Here is a 23,845-nt window from a genome sequence, read left to right as displayed (position 1 = left end):
CGGGTCCTAGACGTGCGGATCCGCAGGCCCGCGGGACGGCCGCCGGACACGCGGGGGGATCGAGGCGTGGAACTGGGCGTCCAGGTAGAGCCGGGTGATCGTCCGGTCGAAGTAGGCACTGTAGGAGACGTCGGCGGTGTCGCCGCCCAGCTGGTAGCCGCCGATGACACCGATGACCGCACCGGAGGCGGTGTCGATCCAGGGGCCCCCGCTGGTCCCGCCGGGGTAGGAGGGACAGTGGATGCGCCGCTGGTGGGCGCTGAACCGAGTGGTGGTGTTGGTGCACAGCAGCGGGACGTCGGCCCGGCTGCCGTAGCCGTACAGACGGACGCCGGCGGTGAAGGCGGCGTTCAGGCCGAGCGGGTTGGCGCCGACCACGGACTGGATCTCCCGGCCGGCGCTGTCGGCGCCGACCTCCAGGAAGGCGAAGTCCTGGTCGGGGTCGTGGCGGCTGGTCCAGCCCTCGGTGGTGAAGATCCTGACGACCGGCCAGGTGCCGTACGGCGCCGAGCCGTCGCGGTAGCCGGGCGCGAAGGTCACGCCCTGCGGGGAGCCGATGCAGTGGGCCGCGGTGAGCAGCAGGTTGCCGATCGGGCTCGGCACCACGCCGGCGGTGCAGAAGTGGCGTCCCGGGCCGAATCCGCCGACGAACAGGGCGCCCACCCGGTCGGCCTCGGGCGCGCTCGGCGCGACCACGGTGGTGTCGGGCACCAGGACCGGGGGCGGCTCGCCGTGCGGTGCGACCGCCTGTGCGGTCTGGGCGCCGATCCCGGCGAGAGCGGTCGGCAGGAGGAGGGTGAGGAGCAGCAGGGCCAGGGGTGAGTTCCGTCGGGGAACGGGCCGTCGCTCACGTCTCATCGGACCGGCTTCCTCTGCGCTCGTGGGGGAAGCCCGGAGGGCCCGACGGGACGGAGGCGTCTCGCCTGACGGGGCGTCAGCGCGACAGTAACGACCGGCCCGGGCCGTCACTCGGAGCCACGCCGGGCATGGCGTGGCTCCGGGTGACAAAGATCGTGAACGGCTGCCGACCGGCGGCGAGGTGCCACGGGCAACCTGCGCGTGCCGGTCGGGCCGGTCGGCCCACCTGAGCGGCGGGCGTCCGACTCAGGACTGGGGCCGCTTGCCGTGGTTCGCGGCGTGCCTGCGGCGAGTCCTCTTCTTGCGGCGTCGCTTCGACGACATGCCCTCTCCTCTCCCAACGCTGAGGTCCGGCCCCCCGTCCAACGTCGCACATCGCCGCCGCATCGGCACGGCGTCGGGCAGCCGTCCGGGCTCAGGAGCCCGTCGCGAAGTCGACGTCCTTCGTCTCGACCGTCCCGGCCGTGCGCCCCGGTGCCGTCTGGTAGCTCCAGTACAGGTTCGTGTGGGCGATGACCTGGGCCGCCGGCGGTGCGCCCCAGGCCGTCTGGTCCTCCGTGGTGTGGGCGTCGCTGACGAGGATCGTGTCGTACCCCCGGACCAGTGCGCCGTGGAGGGTCGAGCGGACGCACACGTCGGTCTGCGCGCCCACGACGAAGAGCCGCCCGGCGCCGAGGCCCGACAGCACGGATTCGAGGGTGGTGTCCTCGAAGGCGTCGCCGTAGGACTTCCCGACGCGCGGCTCGGCGTCGCCCGGAGTCAGCTCGGCGACGATCTGCCAGCTGTGGCCGCCCTTCGGCATCTGCTCGTCGGAGTGCTGGATCCAGACCACGGGAACGTGTTCCAGCCGCGCCCTGTCGACCAGGCTGCCGATGTTCGCGACGACCGCGTCGCGCTCGTGAGCCGCCTCGACGGCGCCGTTCTGCACGTCGACGACGACGAGCGCGGTGTGCGGCCGGTTCTCGAGTGTGGTCATGTCTTCCCCTCGTCACGCGGAGTTCCTGTGTCCACGCACAGTAGACCCACCCTCTGACAGTCGGCTGCCGCGTCGACCGGGCGATGCCCGGCACGGATGTCACCGACTGCCGCCCCCGGTCCGTGTCAGCGGTGAGCCGCGTTCGCGCGGGTCCGCATGACCGGTGTGCGACGTGACAACGGAAGGTGCGTCAGGGATGAGGAATTTCCGCTCGGGCCTCGGTGGCGAACTCGCGGGGGTGGCGGCGGCGCCGCCGGGCGATGCCGTCCGGACCGCACTCCGTGACGGCCGTCGGGCCCGCGGAGGGCGGGCGGTCGGCGCGGTGGCCGGCTCGGCCGTCGCCCTGGTGGGCGTCGCCTTCCTGCTCGCGGGTTCGCCGCAGACCGTCGGCGGCTCCCCGAGCCCGGCAGGCGCCGCGGCCGGGCCCCCGTCGGCGGTGGCGGCGGTCTCGCCACTCTGCCGGCCGCAGTGCCGAAGGCCCGCAGAGCGGCGGTTGCGCTGCCGATGACGAAGCCGCCGCACCGATCCCCCCGGTGCCCGCCGCCGTGTTCGGCACGCCCGGGGGATCGGTGCGCCGCCGCCCGTTCAGGCCTGCTGCTGGGTGATGTTCACCAGCCAGACGATGCCGAAGCGGTCCGTGCACATGCCGAAGACGTCGCCCCACATCTGCTTCGCCAGCGGGACCGACACGGTGCCGCCGTTGCAGAGCTTGTCCCAGTAACCGCGCAGTTGGGCGTCGTCGTCGCCGCTGACGCTCAGGGAGATGTTGTTCCCCGGCTTGTACGTCATCTCCGGCGGGTTGTCGGAGCCCATGAGGGTGAAGCCGTGGTCGGTCTCCAGCATGCTGTGCATGATCTTGTCGGCGGCCGCTCCGGCGTCCTTCGCGCCGAAGTCGCCGTACGTGTTCACCGTCAGGGTGCCGCCGAAGACGCTCTTGTAGAACTCCATGGCCTGCCGGGCGTTGCCGACGAAGCTGATGTACGGGTTGAGGCGAGAGGACACCGGATTCCCTTTCGTGGCGTTATGTCGGTTTCGACAGGCTAGGTGATGGACCGCCGATGATCCGGCGCGACTCCCCGGAGGCCGCTCGGCCCCGGTGGCCCCGGCGGCCGCGCCGGGTGGCCGGGCTCAGCCGTTGAGGCTGCCCATGAGCTCCGGCGCATAGCGGTCCCCGGAGGCCACACCCCGCGGCGCGACCGCTTCGAGGGCGGCGATGTCCTCGTCGGTGACGGTGACGCCGGTGGCGGCCACGTTCTCCTCCAGGTAGCGACGGCGCTTCGTGCCCGGGATGGCGACGGCGCCCTGACGCAGCACCCAGGCCAGCGCGAGCTGCGCGGGGGTGACGCCCTTGGCCTCGGCGAGGCGTCCGACCTCGCGGACGACATCCAGGTTGCGGGCGAAGTTGGCGCCCTGGAAGCGTGGGTCGGTGCGGCGGAAGTCGTCGGCGGCGAAGTCGTCCGGGCTGGTGATCGCCCCGGAGAGGAACCCGCGGCCGAGCGGGGAGTAGGCGACCAGGCCGATGCCCAGCTCGGAGAGCGTGTCGGCGACGCCGTCGGTCTCGATCCCGCGCTCGAACAGCGAGTACTCGGTCTGGACGGCGGTGATCGGGTGGACGCCGTGCGCGCGGCGGATCGTCGCGGGCGCGACCTCGCACAGGCCGATGTACCGGACCTTGCCCTCGGCCACCAGCTCGGCCATGGCCCCGACGGTCTCCTCGACCGGGACCTGCGGGTCGACGCGGTGGAGGTAGTAGACGTCGACGTGGTCGGTGCCCAGGTGCCGCAGCGAACGCTCCAGTGAGCGGCGCACGTAGGTCGGGCTCCCGTTGTGCCCGCGCAGCTCGCCGTCGTCGGTGAACTCGATGCCGGTCTTGGTCGCGAGGACGGCCTGGTCCCGCCGCCCGGCGAGCGCCTTGCCGAGCAGGCGCTCGTTGCGGAACGGGCCGTAGCTCTCGGCGGTGTCCAGGAAGGTGACGCCCAGTTCCAGGGCGCGGTCCAGGGTCGCGAGCGACTCCGACTCGTCGGTGGCGCCGTAGAAGGCGCTCATGCCCATGCAGCCGAGGCCCTGGGCGGAGACGGCCAGGCCCTGGCTGCCGAGTGCGCGGTGCTTCATGGTGGTGCTCCTCGCTGAGGTAACTAACTGGTTAGTTCGACTGTGCGGCACCGAGCCGCCGATGTCAATAACCGGTTAGTTACCTGTACGCTGTGTGCATGGCCGGAGACTCCCAAGCAACCCGCGCGCGCCTGCTGGACGCCGCCTTCGCCGAGTTCGCCGAACACGGCCTGGCCGGTGCCCGGGTCGACCGCGTCGCCGCCGCGGCCGGGGCCAACAAGCGGATGATCTACGTCTACTTCGGCAACAAGGAGCAGCTCTTCGACCGTGTCGTGGAGCGCTGTCTCGCCGAAGGCGCCGAAGCCGTTCCGTTCGACGTCGCCGACCTGCCCGGGTACGCGGGGGCGCTCTTCGACCACCTGGTCACCCGCCCCGACCTGATGCGCCTGGTCGCCTGGAAGCAGCTCGAACGGCCCGACGCCACGGACTCCGAAGCGGAGTCCTACCGGGCGAAGGTCGACGCCCTTGCCTCGGCGCAGGCGGAGGGGCTGGTCGAGCCCGGCATCGCCCCGCGCGACATCCTCACCCTCACGCTGGCGCTCGCCCAGGCCTGGTTCACGGCCGCCGACGGCGCCGGCGCCCTGCGGGGTGAGGTTGCCGTAGGCGCCGCCGCCCTCGCCGCCCACCGGGCCGCGGTGATCGAGGCGGTCCGGCGGATGACCGCGGCTCCCGCGCCCACCGGCTGAGTTCGGGCCGCGCTCCCCGACCCCTCGGGGGCCGTCGGAGGAGGCCCGTGGGGCGGGTGGCGGGGCCGACCGGGCCGAGTAGTACCTTTCGCGCATGCGATCGACCACTGCCGGCGAGACGGATCAGGCCACGCTGGAACTCCGGCCTTCGAGCCGTCCTCTGGCCGTGCTCGCCCTCGTGGTCCTGGTCGGCGGCATCAGGTCCGGCGCCGACCTCCTGTGGCCGAGGGATCGCTTCGCCCTCGTCGTCGGCGGCATCGGGTGTGTGGGCATGATCGTGGTGCTCGTCGCCCTGCTGGTCGTGGCAGCGCGGGACCGGACCTCCGGCTGGCGGGTGCGCCTCGATGCCGACGGCGTGACGGTGCGAGGCAGCGACACGGTGCCGTGGTGCGACCTGGAGGCGGTCCGGCTGCGAGCGGCTTCACGTGGGTCCTCCCAGCGGTTGGTGGTCTTCGTCCCCCGGCCCGGCGTCGTCCTGCCGGCTGTTCCCGTATCCCTTCCGATGTCCCGGGCCGGGGCGAGGGCGCGCTCGTGGACGAGGCGGTTCGGCAGCCCGATCGCGCTGAACCCCATCAGGGTGGGTGTCTCCGCCGACGAGATCGCGGCTGCCGTGCAGCGGCTGAGCAACGTGCCGATCGTCCGCGCCTGATCCGAGCCGGCCCGGCCCACAGCGGCGTCCGTCGCCCGGTTCGAGGGTGGTCCTGGCGTTCCCAGGGAAAACAGCGCCCTGGCACGGCCGTACCACCCGGGCCGAGAGTGGCTTCGTCAGCAGGACCCGCGAAGTACCACCGACCCCTCAGGAGCGCCGGATGAGCTACCCCGCCCTCGCCGCCCGTACCGCCGTCGTCACCGGAGCCGCCAGCGGGATGGGCGAGGCGACCGCCCGGCTGTTCGCCGCGAACGGCGCCCGGGTCGCCCTGCTCGCCCGCCGGGCCGATCGGCTGGCGGAGCTCGCCGGGAAGATCGTGGCGGACGGCGGCCAGGCCCTCGTCGTTCCCGTCGACATCACCGACCAGGCGTCGGTGGACGCTGCCGCCGCGCGCGTCCACGACGCCTGGGGTCGGGTCGACCTGGTGGTGAACAACGCCGGAGTGATGCTGCCGAACCCGCTTGCCGAGGGCCGGCTCGACGAGTGGACCCGCATGATCGACACCAACCTCACCGGCGCACTGCGGGTGACCCGCGCCTTCACCGCCGACCTCACCGCCGCCGCGGCCGCGGGGTCCACCGCCGACCTGGTCAACATCTCCTCCATCGCCGCGCACCTCAACTTCCCCAACTACGCGGTGTACTCGGCGACCAAGGCGGCCCTCAGCCAGCTCTCCAGCACGCTCCGCGGCGAGCTGGGCCCGCGCGATGTCCGGGTCACCAACATCGAGCCGGGTCTGACCGCGACCGAGTTGGCCGGGCACATCGACAACCCGGAGCTCACCGAGCAGCTGGGCGGGATGTTCGCGGCGATTCCCGCGCTCACCTCGGAGGACATCGCCGATCTGATCGCGTACACCGTCAGCCGCCGCCGGGAGGTGAACCTGCGCCAGCTGGTTGTGCTGCCCACCCGCCAGGCCTGACCGGCCCCGGGCCGGAGCACCGGACCGCCGGACCCGCCGGACCCGCCGGACCGCACGCCGGAGCGGCGGCGGTCCGGTGGGCGCTGTGGACCGTCCATCCAACTCGGACTTATAGTCCAGGCATGGGGAATACGGAGCCGGGGCCAGACCCTCGGGTACGGATGTGGGCGCCGGTGTGCCAGGCGGTAGCGGCGCTGCTGGGCCCGTACGCCGAGGTGGCGCTGCACGACCCGGACACCGACCGGGTCCTGGAGATCTGGAACCCGATGACCTCCCGCCGCGCGGGGGATCCCTCGCTGCTCGGCGAGCTGGACGACCTCGAACCGTCGGCGCACGACGTCTTCGGGCCGTACGAGAAGCTCCTGACGGACGGCCGTCGCCTCAGCTCGGTCAGCGCGGTACTGCGCGACGATCTCGGCAAGCCGTCCGCCGTACTCTGCATCAACCTCGACCGCACGCCGTTGGACCAGGCCGCCGCCCTGCTGTCCGCGTTCGGCGCCCCGACCGTCGAGCGCCCTGAGCCGCTGTTCGAGCAGGACTGGTCCGAGCGCATCCAGAACATCATCGGCGACTACGTCCGGGAGACCGGCCGGCCCGTGGAGCGCCTGACCCGCCAGGACCGCCTGACCGTCCTCGGCCGGCTCGACGAGGCCCGCGTGTTCGCGGTGCGGCGGGCGGCCCCGGTCGTCGCCGGCGCCCTGCGGGTGTCCCGGTCCACCGTGTACGGCCTCCTGTCCGAGCTCAGGGAGCCGGCCCCGAAGAGCCGCCGGGCCGACGCCTGACGCGTGAACTGTGCCCACGCCCCCCCGGGGGGGGTGTGGGCACAGCCATGTCCAGGCCTGGACTTGTTGTCCAGATTGGATTTATAGTCCAGATGTGGAGAGTGTGGACGATGGGCGCGACCCTCGGACACGTAACCCGCGGCCCGCCGGCCCAGCCGGTGAAACGAGCGCAAAGGACCGACCGCCATGACCCGCCTGCCCGACTTCCGGCTCGAAACCTACTTCTCCCGCTGGGAGTTCACCGCCCGCCACCACCTGACCGCCTCCGACGTCCAGACCATGACCCTCGGCGAGCTGCTCGCCCTGGGCGACGACGCGGACCGCGACGCCTTCCAGAACCTGTCCCTGGGCTACACCGAGACCTTCGGCGACCGGGCGCTGCGCGAGGTGATCGCCGGGACGTACGAGAACGCCGACGCGGACGACGTCATCTGCTTCGCCGGTGCCGAGGAGGCCCTCTACCTCGCGATGAACGTCCTGCTCGACGCGGGCGACCACGCGGTGGTGGTGACCCCGAACTACCAGGCCGCCGAGACCGTGCCGCTGGCGCTGTGCGAGGTCACCGGCGTCGCCCTCGACCCGGACCGGGACTGGGCCCTGGACCTGGAGGCGGTCGCGGCGGCGATCCGGCCGAACACCCGCGTCGTCTCGGTGAACTTCCCCAACAACCCCACCGGGAAGATCATCGACGCGGCCGACTTCACCGCCCTCGTCCGCCTCTGCGACGAACGCGGCATCCACCTCTTCAGCGACGAGGTCTACCGCGGCCTGGAGCGCGACGCGGCCGCCGCCCTGCCGCAGGCCTGCGACCTGTCCGAGCGCGCCGTGTCGCTGAACGTGACCTCCAAGTCCCTGGGCCTGCCGGGCCTGCGGATCGGCTGGATCACCTGCCGCGACCGCGCGCTGCGCTCACGCCTGGAGCGGGCCAAGCACTACACCACCATCTGCAACTCCGCGCCCAGCGAGGTCCTGGCCCGCATCGCGCTGAAGGCCCGCGGGACCATCCTCGACCGCAACCGGGCCCTGATCGCGGCGAACCTGCCGCTCTTCGAGGCGTTCTTCGCCGAGTTCCCGGACGACTTCGAGTGGCGGGCGCCGGACGGCGGCTGCGTCGCCTACCCCCGCTACCTCGGCGCCGACGGCGTGGAGGAGTTCTGCACCCGGCTGGTGGAGGAGGCCGGTGTCCTGCTGCTGCCGGCGAGCATCTACCACTCCGAACTCACCGCCACCCCCACCGACCGGTTCCGCATCGGCATCGGCCGTGGCAACCCCGAAGAGGGCCTGGCCGCGTTCGCCGAGTGGATGCGGGCCGGCCGGTGAACGTTCCCGTCTTCGGGCCGGCCGCCATCGAGGAGGCCGCAGCCCCCCGGCTGGTCCTGGACGCCGTCCGGGACGCGTCGATCGCCCACGCCGAGGGCCGCACCACCGTGCCGCCGCCACTGCACATGGAGTTCCCCGACGCCGACGGGGACTGCCACGTCAAGGCCGGGTGGATCTCCGGCGCGGCCGACTTCGCCGTCAAGATCGCGACCGGCTTCTACGCCAACCCCGCGATCGGCCTGCCGTCCAACCACGGGTTGGTCTGCGTCATCAGCGCGCGTACCGGACAGGTCCGCGCCCTGCTCGACGACCGCGGCCTGCTGACCGCGTGGCGCACCGCCGCCGCGGGCGCGCTGATCACCCACGCCCTGGCCCGGCCCGGCGCCACCGAGCTCGCGGTCTTCGGCACCGGACAGCAGGCGCTCCTCCAGGCCGTGTGGCTGGCCGAGCTGCGCCCGCTGACGGCGGTGCTGGTCCACGGCCGTCATCCGGACCGGGCCGCCGCGCTGTGTGGAGAGCTCCGCAGCCGTGGCCTCGAAGCCCGGCCGGCCACGGCACGGGAGGCGGCCGGCGCCGACATGATCGTCACCACCACCCCGGCGACGAGTCCGGTCCTGGACGCCGCCCACGTGCGGGAGGGAGCGCACGTCACGGGGATCGGCACCGACATGCCGCACAAGAACGAGCTCCCGCCGGAACTCTTCGGGCGCGCACGGATCATCGCGACCGACGACCACACCCAGTGCCTCGACCACGGCGACTTCGGCCACGCCGTCCGCGCCGGAGCCGCGGCCCACGACAGCGACACGCCGGTCGGCCTGCTGCTCAAACAACCCCTCGACCGGTCCGCCACGGCCATCACCGTCGCCGACCTCACCGGCGTCGGAGCACTCGACGCGGCACTCGCCTCGGCCGTCCTCCACCGACTGCTGCCGTGAACACCCGACACGCGGCACACCGCGTCGGACGTGGCCGGCGCCGGCGCAGGGCGTCCCCGTCGCACCGCGGTCAGGGCTGGTCGTACCAGGTGAAGGATGCTATGCGCCAGCCCTCCGGGGTGCGGACGAACTGGAAGGACTTGGTCCCGCCGCCCTCGAACGGCTCGCCGTCCAGGATCCCGGACTTGCGGTACTCGCCGAACCGCGAGGCGATGTCGCCCGCGACGTCCGTCCGCTCGGAGGTCTCCCATTCGGAGAACTCGACCAGCCGACCGTCGGCCAGCAGCTTCTCGCGGGGCGCGATGAACTCGTCCACGGTGTAGACCGTCAACTTCGGGCCGGTCAGGACGATCACGCCACCCGGCAGCATCAGCCGGCGGATCCGGCCGACCTCGGCGGCCCGGCCGCCGCGGTTGTCGAAGGCGCCGAAGAACTCGGCGGTCACCGCGTCAAGCTCGATCTTGGACATGGCGCCGACAGTAACACCGAACGAGCGTTTGGCACCGGCACTTTCGGCAAGCCAGAGGCAGGCCGCAGACCAGTCCTTCGCGCACCTCCCCCGAGGGGTCGGACCGCCCGCGCCGGTCACGGGTGCGCCGGAGATCCCCCCTCCCCAGCGGTGGTCACGCGCTTGATGCCGACGAGGTGGCGGTACCGTTCCCGGGCCGCGAAGTCGGCCGGCGTCCACAGGGCCGGGCGGCCGACCTCCGCGCACAGGTGCAGTACGGATTCCGGTGCCACCCAGACCCCGACGTGGGCGCCGTACGCGTCGTCGGTCGCGTTGAACAGGAGCAGGTCGAGCGGGCGGGGGGCCGTGACACGGACGGTGGAGTCGTCGGCCCACAGGTCGCTGGAGCGCAGCGGTGGCGCGGTGAGGCCGAAGTGGGCGAGTACGGCGTAGGCGTAGAGCTGGCAGTTCGCGCCGGCGTCGAGGCCGGGCCGCTCGGCCACGGCCCGCGAGCCCGGACAGCGCGCGCCGACGTACGGAACGGCCCGCAGGTGCGGGGGCAGGAAGGCGGTCGGCGGCCGGGCCGCGGCGTCCGTCATGGGCGGGACCAGTCCTCTGTGCTGTGGTTGACCCGGTCGCGGATGAACTCCGATGCCCGTGAGGCTACCCGGAGCCCGTGCGGCCTTGGAGACGCGGAGCAGGCGGCGGTGGCGGAGCGGTGGCCGAGCACCCCGGGTGACCTCGATCGGTGACCTGGGGCGTCGGTCCGGGCTGATCGCGCTCTGCCGCCTCGGGGGGCGTGTCGGAAACGGTACGGATCCTGCCGGATTCGCCACTCCCGCCCGGCCGGGGCGGATCCTTAGGGTCGATCTCATGACGATCTACGAATCCCAGGCTGCAACCCGTTCCCGCACCCACAGCTGGGAGCCTCGCCCCGAGATGACGGCCGATGTGCTCGCGATGTCCGGCCGGGAGATCCTCCGGGGCGCACTGGACGGGAGGTTCCCGGCGGCGTCGATCATGAGCACCCTCGGCTTCCGGCTCACCGGGGTCGGCGACGGGAACGCCACCTTCGAGGGCGACCCGGGGGAGCACCTGCTCAATCCGATGGGCACGGTGCACGGAGGTTTCCTCGCCACGCTCCTCGACTCGGCGCTCGGCTCGGCCGTGATGACCCGCCTGCCGGCCGGATCGACCTACACGACCGTGCAGCTGGGCGTCCACCTGGTCCGGCCCGTGTCGGCCGACACCCAGGTCCTCCGCTGCGAGGGAAGGGCCCTGCACGTGGGCCGTACGACGGCGACCGCCGAGGCCCGCGTGGTGGGCGCCGAGGACGGCAGGCTGTACGCCCACGGGACGACCACCTGCGCGGTCCTCCGGTTCGGCTGACGCCGGGCACGCCCGGCCCGGGGCGTCCCGGCGGTTCCACCCGGGGTCACCGTGCGCCGTCGAGCAACCGCCGCATCACCCGTCCGAACAGGAGGCGGCCGCACCAGGCGGTCGGGCCGTCGAACAGGCGGGGCAGCGCCGTCACCCGGACGTCCTCCCGCCACTGGACCACCGAGCCGTCCGGCTGCGGCCGGACCTCGATCTCGGCCCAGCCGGTGACCACCGCACCCCGCTTCTCCAGGCGGCACAGACCGGGCCGCCCCGGCTGCGGGGCCTGCCAGCGCGTCACCTCCATCGGGTCGTCGAACCCGACCGGGCCGACGGCGGTGCGCGCGGTGAAACCGGCCCCGAGCCCGCGCGGCGACGCGCTGGTCACCCGGATCGCCGTGAACGGGACGGGCCCGGCATGCCGCTCCCAGTCGGTCATCCGGCGCCACGCCTCGGCGGCCGACAGAGGGGAGCGGCGGGTGATCCGGAGCAGCGCCATACGGCGATCCTAGGCCTGCGGCCGGCGCCCGTCGCTCAGCGCGGAGTGGTGAACTGGTAGCCCTGGCCGGTCAGTACGGGCAGGTAGGAGCGGAGCGCCGTCACCGTCTGCGTGCGGTCGCCGCCACCGTCGTGGTTGAGCACGATCGAGCCGGACCCGACGGCCTTCAGAACCCGGTCGACGATGGCGGAGCTGCCCGGGCGGGACCAGTCCCGCGGGTCGACCGACCATGCCATGGGCCGCATACCGAGCTCGGCGCCCACGCGCAGCGAGGCCTCGGTGAAATCGCCGGCCGGTGCGCGGAACCAGGTGGGTGCCCGGCCGGTCGTCTCGTACAGGAGGTCGCAGGTGCGTCTGAGCTCGTCACGGGCCTCGGTCTCCGACAGGCGGCGCAGGTCGGGGTGGGACCAGGTGTGGTTGGCGATGTGGTGGCCGTGCGCGGCGATCTCCCGCACCAGCGCCGGGTGCTCGGCCGCGTTCCGCCCGATCAGGAAGAACGTGGCCGAGATCCGTTGCTCGTCGAGGATCTTCAGCACGGCCGGCGTGTAGGTCGGGTCCGGCCCGTCGTCGATCGTCAGCGCCAGCAGCCGGTCGGTCGTGGAGAGTGCGGCCAGCGGTGCCCGCATCGGAACCGCTTGGGGACGCCCGCCCAGGGGTGCCGCCGCGACGGCGGCCGGGGGCGCTGCGGGGGCGGTGGCCGCGTCCTGCGGGCCGGGTGTCTCGGGCTCCGCTCCGCCGGCCGAGGTTCCTGCCGCCTGTCCGTCGGCGTCGCGGGGTGGCGCGCCACCGCAGGAGCGGGGTGAGAGCAGCGAGAAGCCGGCCCCGGCGAGCAGGAGCCTACGGGTCATGACCTGACGATGCGACAACATGACTAATGCATCCCCGGAAGACCGGCCGCGCTCCCGTCGGAGGCGGTACCCGGCCCCCAGCAACACCCGGCCGGCCCAACGCCCGCCGCTGGTGACCTCGGCCGGCACGCGCGTGGTGCGGTCGGCGCACCCGTTCCTCGGCGCCCGTTTTCGGCGCCCGCACCACGTGCCGGCCCGGACCGGCGGCAGGCGAGAAAAGAATTCCGTCCCGGGTCCGTGCCCCGTGTCGATCCGCGGCCACGCCGTTCGACCTTGGGGTGAGAGGGTCGAGAGGCGACCCCGACACCAAGGAGATCGATCATGGCGAAGTACATGCTGATCATGCGCGGCACGGACGAGTCCGTCGCGAAGATGATGGAGACACCCTTCGACGAGATGCTCGAAACGGTGGGCCGTTTCAACGAGGAGCTGATCCGGGCGGGCGTGCTGGTCGCCGCCGAGGGCCTGGACGACCCGACCCAGGGCGTGGTGGTCGACTTCAGCGGCGAGACGCCGGTGGTCACCGACGGCCCCTACGGCGAGACGAAGGAGCTCTTCGGCGGGTTCTACCTGATCGACGTCGCCTCGAAGGAGGAGGCCGTCGAGTGGGCCAAGCGGCTCCCGGCGATCGCAGGCTCCAAGTGCGAGGTCCGTCGGGTGCCGGGCATCGAGGAGTTCCCGCAGGACAACGAGTGGATCGTCAAGGAGCGGGCGTGGCGCGAGCGGACCGGCCAGCTCTGATGCCCCGAACCGCCGACGGCCCGCCGAACCCCGACTCGGCACGGCGGGCCGTCGAGGCCGTCTGGCGGATCGAGTCCGCCCGGATCGTCGCGGCGCTCGCCCGCTACACCGGGGACTTCGAGCTCGCCGAGGACGTCGCCCAGGAAGCGGTGGCCGAGGCGCTCGTCACCTGGTCGCGCGACGGCGAGCCGGCGAACCCGGTGGGCTGGCTGCTCGCGACCGCGCGGCGGCGCGCCATCGACAGCTTCCGCCGGCGCTCGGCCCTCGACGAGCGCTACGCCGTGCTCGCCGCCCCGCTCGCCGAGGGCGAGGCGGACTCGGGCGCGCCGACCCCGGGGGGCCGCCCGGACGACCCGCCGTGGGATCCCGACCGGATCGACGACGACATCCTCGCGCTGATGTTCGTGGCCTGCCATCCGGTCCTCTCGCCCGAGGCCCGGGTGGCCCTGACCCTGCGCGTGGTCGGCGGCCTGACGAGCGAGGAGATCGCCCGGGCGTTCCTGGTGCCCCTGCCGACGGTCCAGGCGCGGATCACCCGGGCGAAGAAGACGATCGCCGCGGCGGGAGTGCCGTTCGGACTCCCGCCGCCCGAGGAGCGGCGCGAACGGCTCGGCGCCGTCCTGAGCGTCCTGTACGTGGTGTTCACGGAGGGCTCCACGGCGACGGCCGGCGACCGGCTGCTCCGTTCCGACCTGGCCTACGAGGCGATCCGGCTGACGCGGATGCTGGTCGCACTGCTCCCCGACGAGCCGGAGGTGCACGGGCTCCTCGCGCTGTGCGAGCTCACGGCCGCGCGCTTTCCGGCGCGCACCGGGCCCGACGGCGAGGCGGTGCTCCTGGAGGACCAGGACCGCCGCCGCTGGGACCGGTCGGCGATCCGCCGAGGTCTGGCCGCGATCGGCCGGGCCTCGGCGCTCGGGCGCGGCCTCGGACCGTACGGGCTGCAGGCGGCGATCGCGGGCTGCCACGCGTCGGCGGCCTCGGTGGCGACGACCGACTGGGAGCGGATCGTGCTCCTCTACGAGGCGCTCGGCCGGGTCGCTCCCTCACCCGTCGTCGAGCTCAACCGGGCCGTCGCCGTGGCCATGGCGAGCGGGCCGCAGCCGGCGCTGTCCATGGTGGACGAGCTGGCCGCCTCCGGCCGCCTGTCGGGCTCGTACCTGCTCCCGAGCGTGCGCGGCGAGCTGCTGGCGCGGCTCGGCCGGAGCGCCGAGGCGCGGGCCGAGCTGGAGCTCGCCGCCCGGCTGTGCGGCAACGTCCGCGAGCGGTCGGTGTTGCTGCGCAAGGCGGCCGCGCTGGGGTGAGGCGGGTCAGGTCCAGGACGGTCGGTCGGTCCCCCAGCGGCTCGGGCCGCGCGTCCAGGTGGCCGGTGCGCCGGCGTAGCCGATCGGCGGGCGGGCGTGCCGCAGCAGGCCGTACGGGCTCGGGGTCTCGGTGAGCCAGCGGTCGGGCGTGCGGCCCTGCTCGGCGTCGGGCCCGGCGCCGTCGGTCCGGGGCAGGCCGATCAGCCAGTCGGCGGTGCCGGCGAGCGAGAGGCGCAGCCGGGTGCCGCGGCCGTTCAGCTGGCGTTGCGTCAGGGCGTGCAGCACAGCGGCGGCGAGCAGGTAGCCGGTGCCGTGGTCGAGGGCCTGGGCGGGGAGGGCGCAGGGCGTTCCGTCGGGGGCGGACTCCAGGTCCGCGATGCCGCGGCCCGCCTGCACCAGGCTGTCGAAGCCGCGCCGGTCCGCCCACGGGCCGGTCCACCCCCAGGCGCAGAGCTGGGCGGTGATCAGCCCCGGGTGGCGCTCGGCCAGTGCGTCCGGCGACAGGCCGAACCGGTCGAGTGCGTGCGGGCGGTAGCCGGTGATTACGACGTCCGCCTCGGCGAGCAGACCGTCCAGCGCGGCCCGGTCGGCGAGGTCGAGCCGGGCGGAGCGCTTGCCGAACCCGGTGTCCGCCTGCGCGTCCTCGCTCTCGGGCAGGTGCGGGGCGTCGAGGCGCAGCACGTCCGCGCCGAGCAGGGCGAGGGTGCGGGTGGCGACCGGGCCGGCGATGACCCGGGTCAGGTCGAGGACGCGCACGCCGGCCGCGGGGAGCGGCGCGGCCGCCAGGGAGCGGTCGGTCGGGCCGCCGGCCAGGGTCTCGACCAGCGGCAGCGGCTCGCGTGCCGGGTCCACGGGGGCGACGGCGACGGCCAGCGCGTCGGCGGCGTACGCGGTCTCCTGGACGTCGACGGCCGCGCGGGTGGCGAGCTCCGCGGCCAGCCGGGCGGCGTCGGCCTCGGCCGGGAGGCCGAGGGCGGCGAGCAGCCGGGCGCGGTGGTGCGGGTAGTTGGCGTGGGTGCGCACCCAGCCGTCGGCGGTCCGGAAGAAGCCCGAGTGCGGCGCGAAGCTGACCGGGGTCCGGCCGTCGATCCGCAGGTGCCGCTCGCTGACGAAGGCCGTGGCGACCGCCTCCTCGTCCACCTCGACGTCGGGCAGCCGCGTGTCGTTGCGGGTGGCGAGGAGTTGGGCGGCCGCGAGCGAGCAGGCCGCGACGGTGGCGCGGGCCAGGTCGCGCACGGCCAGCCGGGAGGGGAGTGTCCCGGGCGCGCTCTTGTGGCGTACGGCGGCGGCGAGTTCCGGCGTGTCGCTGATCGCGGCCCAGGCGTCCGCGGTGGCATGATCGTTCGTCATGCCGCCATTGTGCGCCCGGCGGTCACCCGGTCCGCCGGGGGGTGCGGCTCGACGGCCCGGGAGCCGTGCGCGAGCGGGTGGACGGGTACGGCCGTATGGGGTCGGAGCCTGGGCCGTCCGGGGTGGGGCCCGGCATGTCGTCCGTCCTGAGCGGCGGGGAGCGGGCCCAGGATGGGCGTCGTCCGCATGCCCGCCCGTCCCGGAGACCACCATGCGCCCACGGGGTACCGTCCTGCTCGCTTCGCTGTCCAGGACGGCCGTCGTCCTCGCCCTCGCGTCCGCCGCCGCGGCGTGCGGGTCCGATCCGTCCGGGGGGCCGACGCTGTCGGTGCCCGCCGAGAGCGCGACGAGCGCCATCGCGTGCGCCGGGTCGGGGCAGGTGCTGGGCGCCGGTTCGACCGCTCAGGGCAACGCGATCGACATCTGGAAGACCGCCTTCAGCGCAGCGTGCCCGAGTGTCACGATCACCTACGGCGCGAGCGGGTCCGGCGCCGGCATCCAGCAGTTCACCGCGGGGAAGGTCGCCTTCGCCGGTTCCGACGCGGCGCTGAAGCCCGCCGAGGTCGATGCCACCAAGGAGACCTGCACCGGAGGCCAGGGTATCGACCTGCCGATGGTCGGCGGCCTGGTCTCCATCGTCTTCAACATCGACGGGGTCGACTCGCTGGTCCTGGACGGACCGACCATCGCCAAGATCTTCGACTCGCAGATCACCACCTGGAACGACCCCGCAATCGCCGCTCTCAACCCCGGCGTGTCGCTGCCCGACGCCGAGATCCAGGCCATCCACCGTGCGGACGACTCCGGCACCACCGACAACCTCACCCAGTACCTCGCCGCGACCTCGGGCGGCGCCTGGCCGTACCCGCCGGCGAAGTCCTGGGCGGGTAAGGGCGGCCAGTCCGCGAGCGGCAGCGCGGGGGTGGCCGCGCAGGTCAAGCAGGTGAAGAACTCCGTCGGCTACGTCGAGCTGTCCTTCGCGCAGACCAACAACCTCGACAGCGCAGCCGTCGCGACCGGCGCGTCCAAGCCGGTCGAGGCCACCGCGGCCAACGCGGCCACCACCATCGGCACCGCGCAGGTCTCCGGCACCGGCAACGACCTGGCCCTGACCCTGGACTACGGGACCGATCAGGAGGGCGCCTACCCGCTCGTCCTGGTCACCTACGAGATCGTCTGCGACAAGGGCAACCAGCCGGGGACCCTCGACGCCCTCAAGGCCTTCCTCACCTACACCGCCGGCAACGACGCCCAGCAGGCCGTCGGGGCGAAGGGCTACGTCGCCCTCCCCGAGGCGATCACGAGCAAGGTCCGCACCGCCGTTGCCGGGCTCTCCTGACACCGGGCCCGGCGAGCGGCGTCCAGACGCGCGGCGCTCACTGCCCGCAGGGTGGGGGCCGAGGGTGGCGGACGAGGCCCGGGCGGGGTCAGGGGCGGGGCGGCGTCAGGTGCCGGGCGAGGACGGCGAGGGCGTCGGTGACTTCACCCAGGCGGGTCGGGTCGTCACCGCCGAGCGCGGCGGCCAGGGCGTGTTCGACGCCGGTCGCACGGACGGCGGCGACCCTGGCGGACGGCTCGTCGGCGGGGTGGAGGAGGGTGCGTCGCCCGTCGGCCGGGTCGGCCGAGGCGCGGATCGAGCCGGCCTCCTTGAGCCGGGCGACGGCGGTGGAGACCTGGCTCTGCGGGACGCCGGTGCGGGCGACGGTCTCGGCCGCGGTGGTGCCGGGGTGGGCGGCGATGTCGGTCGCGACGATCAGGACGGTGCGGGTGCCGCCTGGCAGCCGGTCGGTGCCGCCCGGTGGTTCGGGGAGGGCCGACTCCCCGATCCGCATCAGGACGCGCCCCAGCTGGAAGAGCTCCACTCCGTTCATGGGGGCCAGACTACATCCAGAGTGATGCATCTACTTGGATGTATCCATCTGGATGCACTACGGTGGAGGCAGCTCGGCGGACGGTCCGTCGGGCGAGGGGGGAGACCACCATGTCCACCGGCAGCCTCAGCGCGCCCGGCGCGCTCCTGCACTTCCGGATCGTCGGCTCGGGCCCGGTCCTGCTCGTCGCGCAGAGCGGCGAGGGTGACGCCGACCGCAGCGCCGACCTCGTGGCCGGGCTCACCGACGCCTACACCGTCGTCACCTACGACCGCCGGGGACTGTCCCGCAGCAGGTTGGACGAGCCGGAGCTCGGTGCGAGCCTGGCCGAACACGCCGAGGACGTGCACCGCCTGCTGGCCGCCGTCACCGACCGGCCCGCGCTGATGCTCGGCTGCAGCCTCGGCGCCGTGATCGGGCTGCATGTCGCAGTGCGGCACCCCGGGCAGATCGGCACACTGATCGCCCACGAGCCGGTCGCCCCGCGCCTGCTGCCCGCCGCCGAACGGCCCCGACACCAGGCGGAGCTGACCGGGCTGCAGGAGCACTACCGCCGGAACGGTCTGGGGTCGACGCTGCCCGAGATCGCCCGGGTGCTGGGCATCGACCCGAGGGGCGAGACCGAGCCGGGCCTCACGCCGCACCCCATGGACGCCCGACGGCTCGCCAACTTCGACCACTTCATCCGGCACGACTTCAGCGTGATCGTCCAGGACACCCTGGAGCCGGCCGACCTGCGCACTGCCGGCACCCGAATCGTCCCGGCCGTCGGCCGGACCACTCCGGTGGACGTCTTCGACCGCCGGTGTGCCGAGGCCCTGGGCCGGCTGCTCGGCGCCGAGGTCGAGGAGTTCCCCGGCGGCCACAACGGGAACCTCTCCCATCCGCGCGCCTACGCCCGGCGGGTGCGTGAGGTGCTGGGCGGGTCGGCCTGAGTCCGACTCGGGGGTGCGGCGGGGCTGCGGCAGTCAGTTGGGCATGTCATGTACAGGCCACGGAGACTCCTTCCCGGTCAAGAATCGGGCGAAGGGGCGGGCGGAACCGCGTACCGGCAGGCGGTCCGGCCCGAGCAGTCGGAGAATGCTGCATGCGGGGGCCGTGCGCCGGGTGGACCCGGCCGGTCGGCCCGAGGCGGGCGGATGCGAAGGGTCGTGGGCCGGTGCAGACGGTGGCGGTTGAGAGCTGGGCGGCGGACTGGGCCCGGCAGGCCAGAGAGGTTCCGAGCGGGTCGGTCGCGGCCGGCCTGCTGGTCGATCTCGTCGCGGATCCGAGGCAGCACCTCGCCCGGACGGCGACCTTTCCGGTGACGGCCGCGGCCGCGGCCCTGCGTGTCGAACCGGGTCTCCTCCGTGAGGCCCTCCGAGATCTGGCCGACGCGGGCCTGCTCACCCTGGCCTGCCACGACACCGGAGAACCCGGGGGCGAGGTCGCCGTGGTGACGCTCACCGCGCCGACGCCCACCGTGAACCGAAGGGCCCGCTCCGTGACCACCGGTGACCCGGCACCCGCTCCAGCCGGCCGCCCGCAGCCGTCCGACGGCACGCCCTGGCCGTCCCCGGTGGACGGGGAGAGCGAGACCAGGGCCCCGTCCGGGGACGAGGAGGCGATGCGGCTGGTAGCCGCTCGCCTCAAGTCCGCGCACCCCGCGGCCGACCCGGCCGCCGTGGACGCCCTGGTCGCGAGTGCCTACGACGAACTGCGCGACGCCAAGGTCCGGACGTTCATCCCGATCCTGGCGGAGCGCCGCGCCAAGGCCCTGCTCACGATGCCCCCGCCGGACACCCACCCCGCCCCGGAGGGCTGACCCCGCCACGATCGGCTGGGCGGCTCCGGTGGGGGACAGGTGCCGCCGGGCATCGCCGCGGCACCCTCCCGGTTCCCGCCGGCGGCCCGTCACCTCCGGAGCACGGGCCGGACTGCGTCCGACCTCCGGTGCCGGAGCCCGCGGACTACTCGGACTCCTGCTTGACGTAGTCCGCGTACGCGGCGGCGGTGAGCAGCTCGTCGAGCTCCTTGGGGTCGGCGAGCTTGACCTGCACGATCCAGCCTTCGCCGTACGGGTCGGTGTTGAGCTGCTCCGGCTCGTCGCTGAGGCTCTCGTTGACGGACTCGATGGTGCCGGCCACCGGCATGTAGATCTCGGACACCGCCTTGACCGACTCCACGCTGCCGAACGGCTCGGAGGCCTCGAAGCGGTCGCCCGACTTCGGCTGCTCGACGTAGACGACGTCGCCGAGCTGACGTTGGGCGTGGTCCGTGATGCCGATCTTCACCTGTCCCTTCGCCGAGGAACGGACCCACTCGTGGTCCTTGCTGTACTTGAGGTCGTCCGGGATGTGCGCCATTCCAGCCTCCGCAGAAGTCGTCCGTGCGGCGCCGCGACGAGATGGGGCGCGGCGCCTGGGCAGAGCCTGCTACAGCCCGCGCCCGCCGGGCGGGATGCTCACTCGGACGAGTGAGTCGATCGCAGCGCTCGGCGGGGCGGCTGCCGGCCACCGCCGGGCCGGGATCTGACGCGCCGTCCGCCCGTGCAGCGCAACGGCGACTATTTCCGGCTGTCTCCGTGACGCTTCGGCTGCGGAGAGTGGCGAGTGCTCTAGCGTGTGGTCACTCGCTGTTGTGACTGTCGGGCCCCGCCGTGTCGGTTCTCCGGGGTGGTCCGTGACGGCCGAAAGGGAATGACCATGCACGTCGTCTCCGTCCGAACCGGCCTCGGCCGGGCTGCCCTGGCCGCGTGTGGGGTGTCGGTGCTGCTCGCCCCGTCCGCGGGTGCCGCGGTGTCCGGGACCGGCCAGCCGGGGGGTGTCCGGGGCGAGGTGGTCACCGTGACGACCGCGAAGGTCGGTGCGCCGGGCAACGCGGCGGTCGGGGTCGTGCCGTTCACGGACGCGGTCTACCGGTCCTGCGCCGACGCCCCGCCGGGATCGGCCGACTGCCTGATGGTGGGCGGTGTCGACGATCCGTACGAGATCGGGCAGTTCGAGATCACCGTCGCCCAGTGGGTGGCCTTCCTGAACACGGCGGACCGCGGCGGGCGCGATCCGCACGGCCTGTACGACCGGACGGAGAGCTCGTCGGCGTGGCCGAAGTACGGCTCGATCGACTTCTCGGCCGCCGCCCCCGACGGCCACCACTACTCCGTGGCGTTCCCGGAGTGGGCGGACAAGCCGTACGGCTTCGCCGACTTCCTCAAGGCGGCGCGGTTCGTCAACTCGCTCTACAACGGCCGGTTGATCTCCAGGGGGGCGAGCACCAGCGGCACCTTCGAGTACGCCACCTACGAGGTCGAACTGTCGCCGCAGACCGAGCGCGGGATGTACGACCTGGCCCGGCCCGACGCGACCCGGGCCGGTGGCTCCGGCTTCGTGGTGCCGAGCCAGAACGAGTGGATCAAGGCCGCCTACTACGACCCGAGCGGCGGCGGGACCTACTCCTACTGGAAGTACCCGACCAACGCCGGGGTCTTCGGCGACGGCGACGCGAGCGCACCGGCGCCCACCGTCCTCCACCCCACCACCGGCGACGTCACCAACGGGGCGACCCAGCCGCTGGCCTCCTACCACGCCACCGGCCTGCCCGCGCCGAGCTGGTGCCCCGGCCAGGTGCAACCCGCCGTCTGCGCCACCGCCAACCCGTTCGGGCTCGACCCCATCGCCTACGCCGCGGCCTATCAGGGCAGTCTCGGAACGGTCGGCCAGGCACGGACCACCTCTCCGTGGGGCACCCTCGACCAGGGCGGCAACGCGGTCGAGTGGACGGACACGATCACCCCGCCGCCTGCCGGCGGCGATCCGGCGCGCGTGTGGCGGCGCGAGCACGGCGGGGTGTCCAACGCGGGGGCGTACCAGATGTGGCCCTCCGCGGTCGGCCTGCAGCCGCAGGACAACGTCTTCTTCGGCCACACCTATCCGTGGCTGGGCTTCCGGGTGGGTGTGGTCGGCGACTCGGGGCCGTGCAAGCCCTGACGGGGTGTCCGACTGCTCGGCCAGGGAGAGGCGCCGCGCGGCCCGCTGACAGGGCAGCACCTGAGGGTGCGGTCGTGGGCCGTGTCGGGCGGTGCCGTGGTGGTCGGGCTCGCAGGTCCTCGCCGGCTCGTGGTCGTCCCGCTCGCGCGAACCGCCGCGCGGGGTTGACCGGCGTGACCTGCATCGTCGGCCAGGGACGCATGGATGGAAACAGTGGTCCGGCCGGGGCCGGGGGCCGTGCGGCGGCGGTCTGGGGCGGGGCTCGGGCACTCCGACCGACCGTTCGATCGGTCAGGTGGTGGCGCTGCGTAGATTTGGCATGTACGCTGCGTTGCGCTGGCAGGCAAAAACTCAGCCGCCTCCGCGCCCCGTGGGGGGAGCGCCAAGGCGGCCTTGTTTCCCAGCTCGGGCCCGGCCGCCGTTCCGTGGGGGAGTGTCGGCCGGGTCTCCCTTCGGTGTACCCGCCTTGCGACGCGTTCATGCCAGGATCTCGGGCCGGCCTTGCGGATCCGGGCCCGTCCTCCGTGGCAGTCGCCGCCCGACGGGTGGCCGCCGCTGCGCGTCGACCCGCCGACCGAGCCGGGGCCGAGCGCCCGGCTCAGGCCGTCAGGTGCCCCAGCACTGAGCGCATCGCGCGGCGCACGGCCTCGCGCGACTCCTCGGTCGGGCCGAGGGTCTCGAAGCCGTGGCGGCCGTGCGGCACGTCCACCACCTCGACGTCCGCCCCGCAGGCCTCGGCCGAGGCCAGGAACTCCTTGACGGTGCCGGCGATCTCGGGCATCTCCAGCCCCGCCCGGGTGAGCACGACGGGCAGGGCCCCCGCGCCCGCGACCGCGTCCACAGGGTGGAACCGGCTGTCGGTCAGGCCCCAGTTCGGCAGCGGCGCCAGCACCGGGTAGGTCGCGGCCACGCAGCGCAGCCACACCGGAGGCGCCCCCAGCCAGTCCGCCGCGACCAGACCGCCGGCCGAGAAGAACCACAGCGCGACCCGGCCGGCGTCCACCCGGGCATCGCCCCGGACGAACTCCACCGCGGCGGCGACGTCCGCGGCGGCGCGCTCGAAGTCGCCCAGGTCGTGCAGACGGTGGTCGAGGGTCACACCCACCACCCCCAGTCCCGCCGCGTAGCGGGCGTACCCCGTCATGGTCGGCGAGTCCCGCGGGGTCGGCCGCGCCTCGGCGGGGACCGGGCCGCCGTGCACGAACACCACCGCAGGCCGCGGCCCCTGCGCCTCCGGCAGGTACAGGTCGATGTTCCCGTGGCGCTCCCGGGGGAGTTCGGGTACCTCCAGCAGGAACGGTCGCAGATGCGCGGGCGGCTGCCCGGCGCCGGCCGGCTCCAGCCGGTGCCCCTCCCCGGCCGCGGCCCGCAGCAGGACCTCCGCCAGCTCGGCGGGGCAGGACAGCATCGGCCAGTGCCCGGTGCGCAGTTCGAAGAAGGCCACCCGGGCGTCGGCCAGGGCCCGCAGGGCGGGGTCGCCGAAGCTCACCCGCATCTGGAGCATCTCGATGCTCGCACCGCTGCCGGTGCACAGCACCCCGGTGGTGGGCACCGCGGCCACCGCGCCGGTCAGCCGCAGAGGCTGGAGCAGGGTGCCCAGGGGCTGTGGCGCGGCGCGGGCGGTGAGCCGGTCCAGGGCCTCGTCGGAGACGCCCGCCGTGCTGCCCCAGCGCTGCCACTCCTCGCGGGCCGGCGGTGGCAGCACGTCGGCGTCCGTTCCGTCCGTTGCCGCGAGCGCGGCGACCCGACGGCGCAGGGACCGGTCGGACACGGCGGCCAGGGCCGGAACGCCGTCCTGCGGCATCCCCGCGTCCAGGTACACGATCCGCGCGATGCGCTCCGCCCGCCGGTCGGCGGCGCCCACCACCGGGTGGATACCGTAGTCGTGGCCGACCAGCACGACCTCGCGACGGGGCGCCGTGCCGACCTTGTCGATCACCGCAAGCACGTCCGCGATGTGCGTCTCCAGGTCGACACCCGCCCCCGCGGCGCCGCCGGGCCCGTCGAGCCCGTTGAGGGCCACCGCGTGCACCTCGGCGCCCGCCGCGGCCAGCCGCGCGGCCGCCTCCTCCCACACGTGTGCGCCGGTGAACATACCCGACACCAGGACGAATGCAGTCATGGCCCGCTCCTCAGTGCGCCGTTGTCCGCGAACGGCCCGATCGCCCGGCCGCGCTCGCCGGTACCGTAGAACCTCCC

Annotated in this window: 26 protein-coding genes; 14 read left to right on the top strand and 12 right to left on the bottom strand. The window is 73.7% G+C overall.

The annotated features are described in order from the left end of the window. Positions 1 to 6 precede the first annotated feature (6 nt). Entirely contained in the window at positions 7 to 858 is an 852-nt protein-coding gene (locus OG871_RS02850; protein ID WP_371493994.1) for a serine protease, read from the bottom strand. Between the two features lie 415 nt (positions 859 to 1,273). Next, the gene (locus tag OG871_RS02845; protein ID WP_371493993.1) at positions 1,274 to 1,834 is read right to left on the bottom strand and encodes an isochorismatase family protein; all 561 of its coding nucleotides are present in this window, start codon (positions 1,832 to 1,834) and stop codon (positions 1,274 to 1,276) included. A gap of 196 nt (positions 1,835 to 2,030) precedes the next feature. Between OG871_RS02845 and OG871_RS02840 the strand changes: the two genes are divergently transcribed. Then, complete coding sequence (locus OG871_RS02840; RefSeq protein ID WP_371493991.1) at positions 2,031 to 2,342, top strand: hypothetical protein; 312 nt, start codon at positions 2,031 to 2,033, stop codon at positions 2,340 to 2,342. A 77-nt stretch (positions 2,343 to 2,419) separates the two neighbouring features. Here the strand turns inward: OG871_RS02840 and OG871_RS02835 are convergent, their stop codons facing one another. Together OG871_RS02835 and OG871_RS02830 are read right to left on the bottom strand one after the other, a co-directional pair. Further along, entirely contained in the window at positions 2,420 to 2,836 is a 417-nt protein-coding gene (locus OG871_RS02835) for a VOC family protein (protein WP_371493990.1), read from the bottom strand. A 126-nt stretch (positions 2,837 to 2,962) separates the two neighbouring features. Next, entirely contained in the window at positions 2,963 to 3,946 is a 984-nt protein-coding gene (locus OG871_RS02830) for an aldo/keto reductase (RefSeq protein ID WP_371493989.1), read from the bottom strand. A gap of 98 nt (positions 3,947 to 4,044) precedes the next feature. Between OG871_RS02830 and OG871_RS02825 the strand changes: the two genes are divergently transcribed. The 6 genes from OG871_RS02825 to OG871_RS02800 all read left to right on the top strand — a co-directional run bounded on the left by OG871_RS02825 (position 4,045) and on the right by OG871_RS02800 (position 9,243). Beyond that, positions 4,045 to 4,632 carry a TetR family transcriptional regulator gene (locus tag OG871_RS02825; RefSeq protein WP_371493987.1) on the top strand — a complete coding sequence of 196 codons (588 nt, stop codon included), beginning with the start codon at positions 4,045 to 4,047 and terminating at the stop codon, positions 4,630 to 4,632. Between the two features lie 94 nt (positions 4,633 to 4,726). After that, a complete protein-coding gene (locus OG871_RS02820) occupies positions 4,727 to 5,281 on the top strand; it encodes a hypothetical protein (protein ID WP_371493986.1) in 555 nt (184 codons plus the stop codon). 160 nt (positions 5,282 to 5,441) lie between these two features. Beyond that, entirely contained in the window at positions 5,442 to 6,203 is a 762-nt protein-coding gene (locus tag OG871_RS02815; RefSeq protein WP_371493984.1) for an SDR family oxidoreductase, read from the top strand. Positions 6,204 to 6,376: 173 nt separating this feature from the next. Next, positions 6,377 to 6,985, top strand: a complete 609-nt coding sequence (locus OG871_RS02810; protein ID WP_371493982.1) for a transcriptional regulator — start codon at positions 6,377 to 6,379, stop codon at positions 6,983 to 6,985. A gap of 186 nt (positions 6,986 to 7,171) precedes the next feature. Beyond that, positions 7,172 to 8,305, top strand: coding sequence for an aminotransferase class I/II-fold pyridoxal phosphate-dependent enzyme (locus OG871_RS02805; RefSeq protein WP_371493980.1), 1,134 nt, complete (start codon positions 7,172 to 7,174; stop codon positions 8,303 to 8,305). Continuing rightward, positions 8,302 to 9,243 (top strand): ornithine cyclodeaminase family protein, encoded by a 942-nt coding sequence (locus OG871_RS02800; protein ID WP_371493978.1) that lies wholly within the window; start codon positions 8,302 to 8,304, stop codon positions 9,241 to 9,243. The genes OG871_RS02805 and OG871_RS02800 overlap by 4 nt, the downstream gene beginning before the upstream one ends. 70 nt (positions 9,244 to 9,313) lie before the next feature. Here OG871_RS02800 and OG871_RS02795 read toward each other — a convergent pair whose 3' ends face one another. Further along, positions 9,314 to 9,712, bottom strand: a complete 399-nt coding sequence (locus tag OG871_RS02795) for a DUF4440 domain-containing protein (RefSeq protein WP_371493976.1) — start codon at positions 9,710 to 9,712, stop codon at positions 9,314 to 9,316. A 116-nt stretch (positions 9,713 to 9,828) separates the two neighbouring features. Then, positions 9,829 to 10,290, bottom strand: coding sequence for a hydrolase (locus OG871_RS02790; RefSeq protein ID WP_371493975.1), 462 nt, complete (start codon positions 10,288 to 10,290; stop codon positions 9,829 to 9,831). A gap of 274 nt (positions 10,291 to 10,564) precedes the next feature. Between OG871_RS02790 and OG871_RS02785 the strand changes: the two genes are divergently transcribed. Beyond that, the gene (locus OG871_RS02785) at positions 10,565 to 11,080 is read left to right on the top strand and encodes a PaaI family thioesterase (protein WP_371493974.1); all 516 of its coding nucleotides are present in this window, start codon (positions 10,565 to 10,567) and stop codon (positions 11,078 to 11,080) included. 46 nt (positions 11,081 to 11,126) lie between these two features. Here OG871_RS02785 and OG871_RS02780 read toward each other — a convergent pair whose 3' ends face one another. Further along, positions 11,127 to 11,567, bottom strand: a complete 441-nt coding sequence (locus OG871_RS02780) for an SRPBCC family protein (protein ID WP_371493973.1) — start codon at positions 11,565 to 11,567, stop codon at positions 11,127 to 11,129. Positions 11,568 to 11,602: 35 nt separating this feature from the next. After that, complete coding sequence (locus OG871_RS02775) at positions 11,603 to 12,415, bottom strand: polysaccharide deacetylase family protein (protein ID WP_371493972.1); 813 nt, start codon at positions 12,413 to 12,415, stop codon at positions 11,603 to 11,605. A gap of 321 nt (positions 12,416 to 12,736) precedes the next feature. Between OG871_RS02775 and OG871_RS02770 the strand changes: the two genes are divergently transcribed. Beyond that, positions 12,737 to 13,156 (top strand): YciI family protein, encoded by a 420-nt coding sequence (locus OG871_RS02770; protein WP_371493971.1) that lies wholly within the window; start codon positions 12,737 to 12,739, stop codon positions 13,154 to 13,156. Next, entirely contained in the window at positions 13,129 to 14,460 is a 1,332-nt protein-coding gene (locus OG871_RS02765) for an RNA polymerase sigma factor (RefSeq protein WP_371493970.1), read from the top strand. Before OG871_RS02770 ends, OG871_RS02765 begins: the two co-directional genes overlap by 28 nt. A gap of 6 nt (positions 14,461 to 14,466) precedes the next feature. Here OG871_RS02765 and OG871_RS02760 read toward each other — a convergent pair whose 3' ends face one another. Continuing rightward, positions 14,467 to 15,810, bottom strand: coding sequence for a CoA transferase (locus tag OG871_RS02760; RefSeq protein ID WP_371493969.1), 1,344 nt, complete (start codon positions 15,808 to 15,810; stop codon positions 14,467 to 14,469). Between the two features lie 211 nt (positions 15,811 to 16,021). On the opposite strand from OG871_RS02760, the gene pstS reads away from it, so the two are divergent. Beyond that, entirely contained in the window at positions 16,022 to 17,149 is a 1,128-nt protein-coding gene (gene pstS, locus OG871_RS02755) for a phosphate ABC transporter substrate-binding protein PstS (RefSeq protein WP_371493967.1), read from the top strand. Between the two features lie 88 nt (positions 17,150 to 17,237). On the opposite strand, the gene OG871_RS02750 is transcribed toward pstS, so the two are convergent. Then, complete coding sequence (locus OG871_RS02750) at positions 17,238 to 17,681, bottom strand: MarR family transcriptional regulator (RefSeq protein WP_371493966.1); 444 nt, start codon at positions 17,679 to 17,681, stop codon at positions 17,238 to 17,240. Between the two features lie 110 nt (positions 17,682 to 17,791). Between OG871_RS02750 and OG871_RS02745 the strand changes: the two genes are divergently transcribed. Further along, positions 17,792 to 18,616, top strand: a complete 825-nt coding sequence (locus OG871_RS02745; protein WP_371493965.1) for an alpha/beta fold hydrolase — start codon at positions 17,792 to 17,794, stop codon at positions 18,614 to 18,616. Between the two features lie 233 nt (positions 18,617 to 18,849). Further along, a complete protein-coding gene (locus OG871_RS02740) occupies positions 18,850 to 19,485 on the top strand; it encodes a three-helix bundle dimerization domain-containing protein (protein ID WP_371493964.1) in 636 nt (211 codons plus the stop codon). A gap of 145 nt (positions 19,486 to 19,630) precedes the next feature. On the opposite strand, the gene gcvH is transcribed toward OG871_RS02740, so the two are convergent. After that, positions 19,631 to 20,026 (bottom strand): glycine cleavage system protein GcvH, encoded by a 396-nt coding sequence (gene gcvH, locus OG871_RS02735; protein WP_371493963.1) that lies wholly within the window; start codon positions 20,024 to 20,026, stop codon positions 19,631 to 19,633. 339 nt (positions 20,027 to 20,365) lie between these two features. On the opposite strand from gcvH, the gene OG871_RS02730 reads away from it, so the two are divergent. Next, complete coding sequence (locus OG871_RS02730) at positions 20,366 to 21,646, top strand: hypothetical protein (RefSeq protein WP_371493962.1); 1,281 nt, start codon at positions 20,366 to 20,368, stop codon at positions 21,644 to 21,646. Positions 21,647 to 22,244: 598 nt separating this feature from the next. Here OG871_RS02730 and OG871_RS02725 read toward each other — a convergent pair. Further along, positions 22,245 to 23,768, bottom strand: a complete 1,524-nt coding sequence (locus tag OG871_RS02725) for an alpha/beta fold hydrolase (RefSeq protein WP_371493961.1) — start codon at positions 23,766 to 23,768, stop codon at positions 22,245 to 22,247. Positions 23,769 to 23,845: the final 77 nt, after the last annotated feature.

This window comes from Kitasatospora sp. NBC_00374, from assembly GCF_041434935.1.
Taxonomy (GTDB): Bacteria; Actinomycetota; Actinomycetes; order Streptomycetales; family Streptomycetaceae; genus Kitasatospora.
Note: the sequence above shows the minus strand (reverse complement) of the source record. Positions and strands in the feature narration are given on the sequence as shown.

What these genes read in the sequence shown, in the direction of transcription:
- OG871_RS02850 (WP_371493994.1), bottom strand. Translation starts at nt 858, where the DNA reads ATGAGACGTGAGCGACGGCCCGTTCCCCGACGGAACTCACCCCTGGCC.
- OG871_RS02845 (WP_371493993.1), bottom strand. Translation starts at nt 1,834, where the DNA reads ATGACCACACTCGAGAACCGGCCGCACACCGCGCTCGTCGTCGTCGAC.
- OG871_RS02840 (WP_371493991.1), top strand. Translation starts at nt 2,031, where the DNA reads ATGAGGAATTTCCGCTCGGGCCTCGGTGGCGAACTCGCGGGGGTGGCG.
- OG871_RS02830 (WP_371493989.1), bottom strand. Translation starts at nt 3,946, where the DNA reads ATGAAGCACCGCGCACTCGGCAGCCAGGGCCTGGCCGTCTCCGCCCAG.
- OG871_RS02825 (WP_371493987.1), top strand. Translation starts at nt 4,045, where the DNA reads ATGGCCGGAGACTCCCAAGCAACCCGCGCGCGCCTGCTGGACGCCGCC.
- OG871_RS02820 (WP_371493986.1), top strand. Translation starts at nt 4,727, where the DNA reads ATGCGATCGACCACTGCCGGCGAGACGGATCAGGCCACGCTGGAACTC.
- OG871_RS02815 (WP_371493984.1), top strand. Translation starts at nt 5,442, where the DNA reads ATGAGCTACCCCGCCCTCGCCGCCCGTACCGCCGTCGTCACCGGAGCC.
- OG871_RS02805 (WP_371493980.1), top strand. Translation starts at nt 7,172, where the DNA reads ATGACCCGCCTGCCCGACTTCCGGCTCGAAACCTACTTCTCCCGCTGG.
- OG871_RS02795 (WP_371493976.1), bottom strand. Translation starts at nt 9,712, where the DNA reads ATGTCCAAGATCGAGCTTGACGCGGTGACCGCCGAGTTCTTCGGCGCC.
- OG871_RS02790 (WP_371493975.1), bottom strand. Translation starts at nt 10,290, where the DNA reads ATGACGGACGCCGCGGCCCGGCCGCCGACCGCCTTCCTGCCCCCGCAC.
- OG871_RS02785 (WP_371493974.1), top strand. Translation starts at nt 10,565, where the DNA reads ATGACGATCTACGAATCCCAGGCTGCAACCCGTTCCCGCACCCACAGC.
- OG871_RS02780 (WP_371493973.1), bottom strand. Translation starts at nt 11,567, where the DNA reads ATGGCGCTGCTCCGGATCACCCGCCGCTCCCCTCTGTCGGCCGCCGAG.
- OG871_RS02775 (WP_371493972.1), bottom strand. Translation starts at nt 12,415, where the DNA reads ATGACCCGTAGGCTCCTGCTCGCCGGGGCCGGCTTCTCGCTGCTCTCA.
- OG871_RS02770 (WP_371493971.1), top strand. Translation starts at nt 12,737, where the DNA reads ATGGCGAAGTACATGCTGATCATGCGCGGCACGGACGAGTCCGTCGCG.
- OG871_RS02760 (WP_371493969.1), bottom strand. Translation starts at nt 15,810, where the DNA reads ATGACGAACGATCATGCCACCGCGGACGCCTGGGCCGCGATCAGCGAC.
- pstS (WP_371493967.1), top strand. Translation starts at nt 16,022, where the DNA reads ATGCGCCCACGGGGTACCGTCCTGCTCGCTTCGCTGTCCAGGACGGCC.
- OG871_RS02750 (WP_371493966.1), bottom strand. Translation starts at nt 17,681, where the DNA reads ATGAACGGAGTGGAGCTCTTCCAGCTGGGGCGCGTCCTGATGCGGATC.
- OG871_RS02745 (WP_371493965.1), top strand. Translation starts at nt 17,792, where the DNA reads ATGTCCACCGGCAGCCTCAGCGCGCCCGGCGCGCTCCTGCACTTCCGG.
- gcvH (WP_371493963.1), bottom strand. Translation starts at nt 20,026, where the DNA reads ATGGCGCACATCCCGGACGACCTCAAGTACAGCAAGGACCACGAGTGG.
- OG871_RS02730 (WP_371493962.1), top strand. Translation starts at nt 20,366, where the DNA reads ATGCACGTCGTCTCCGTCCGAACCGGCCTCGGCCGGGCTGCCCTGGCC.
- OG871_RS02725 (WP_371493961.1), bottom strand. Translation starts at nt 23,768, where the DNA reads ATGACTGCATTCGTCCTGGTGTCGGGTATGTTCACCGGCGCACACGTG.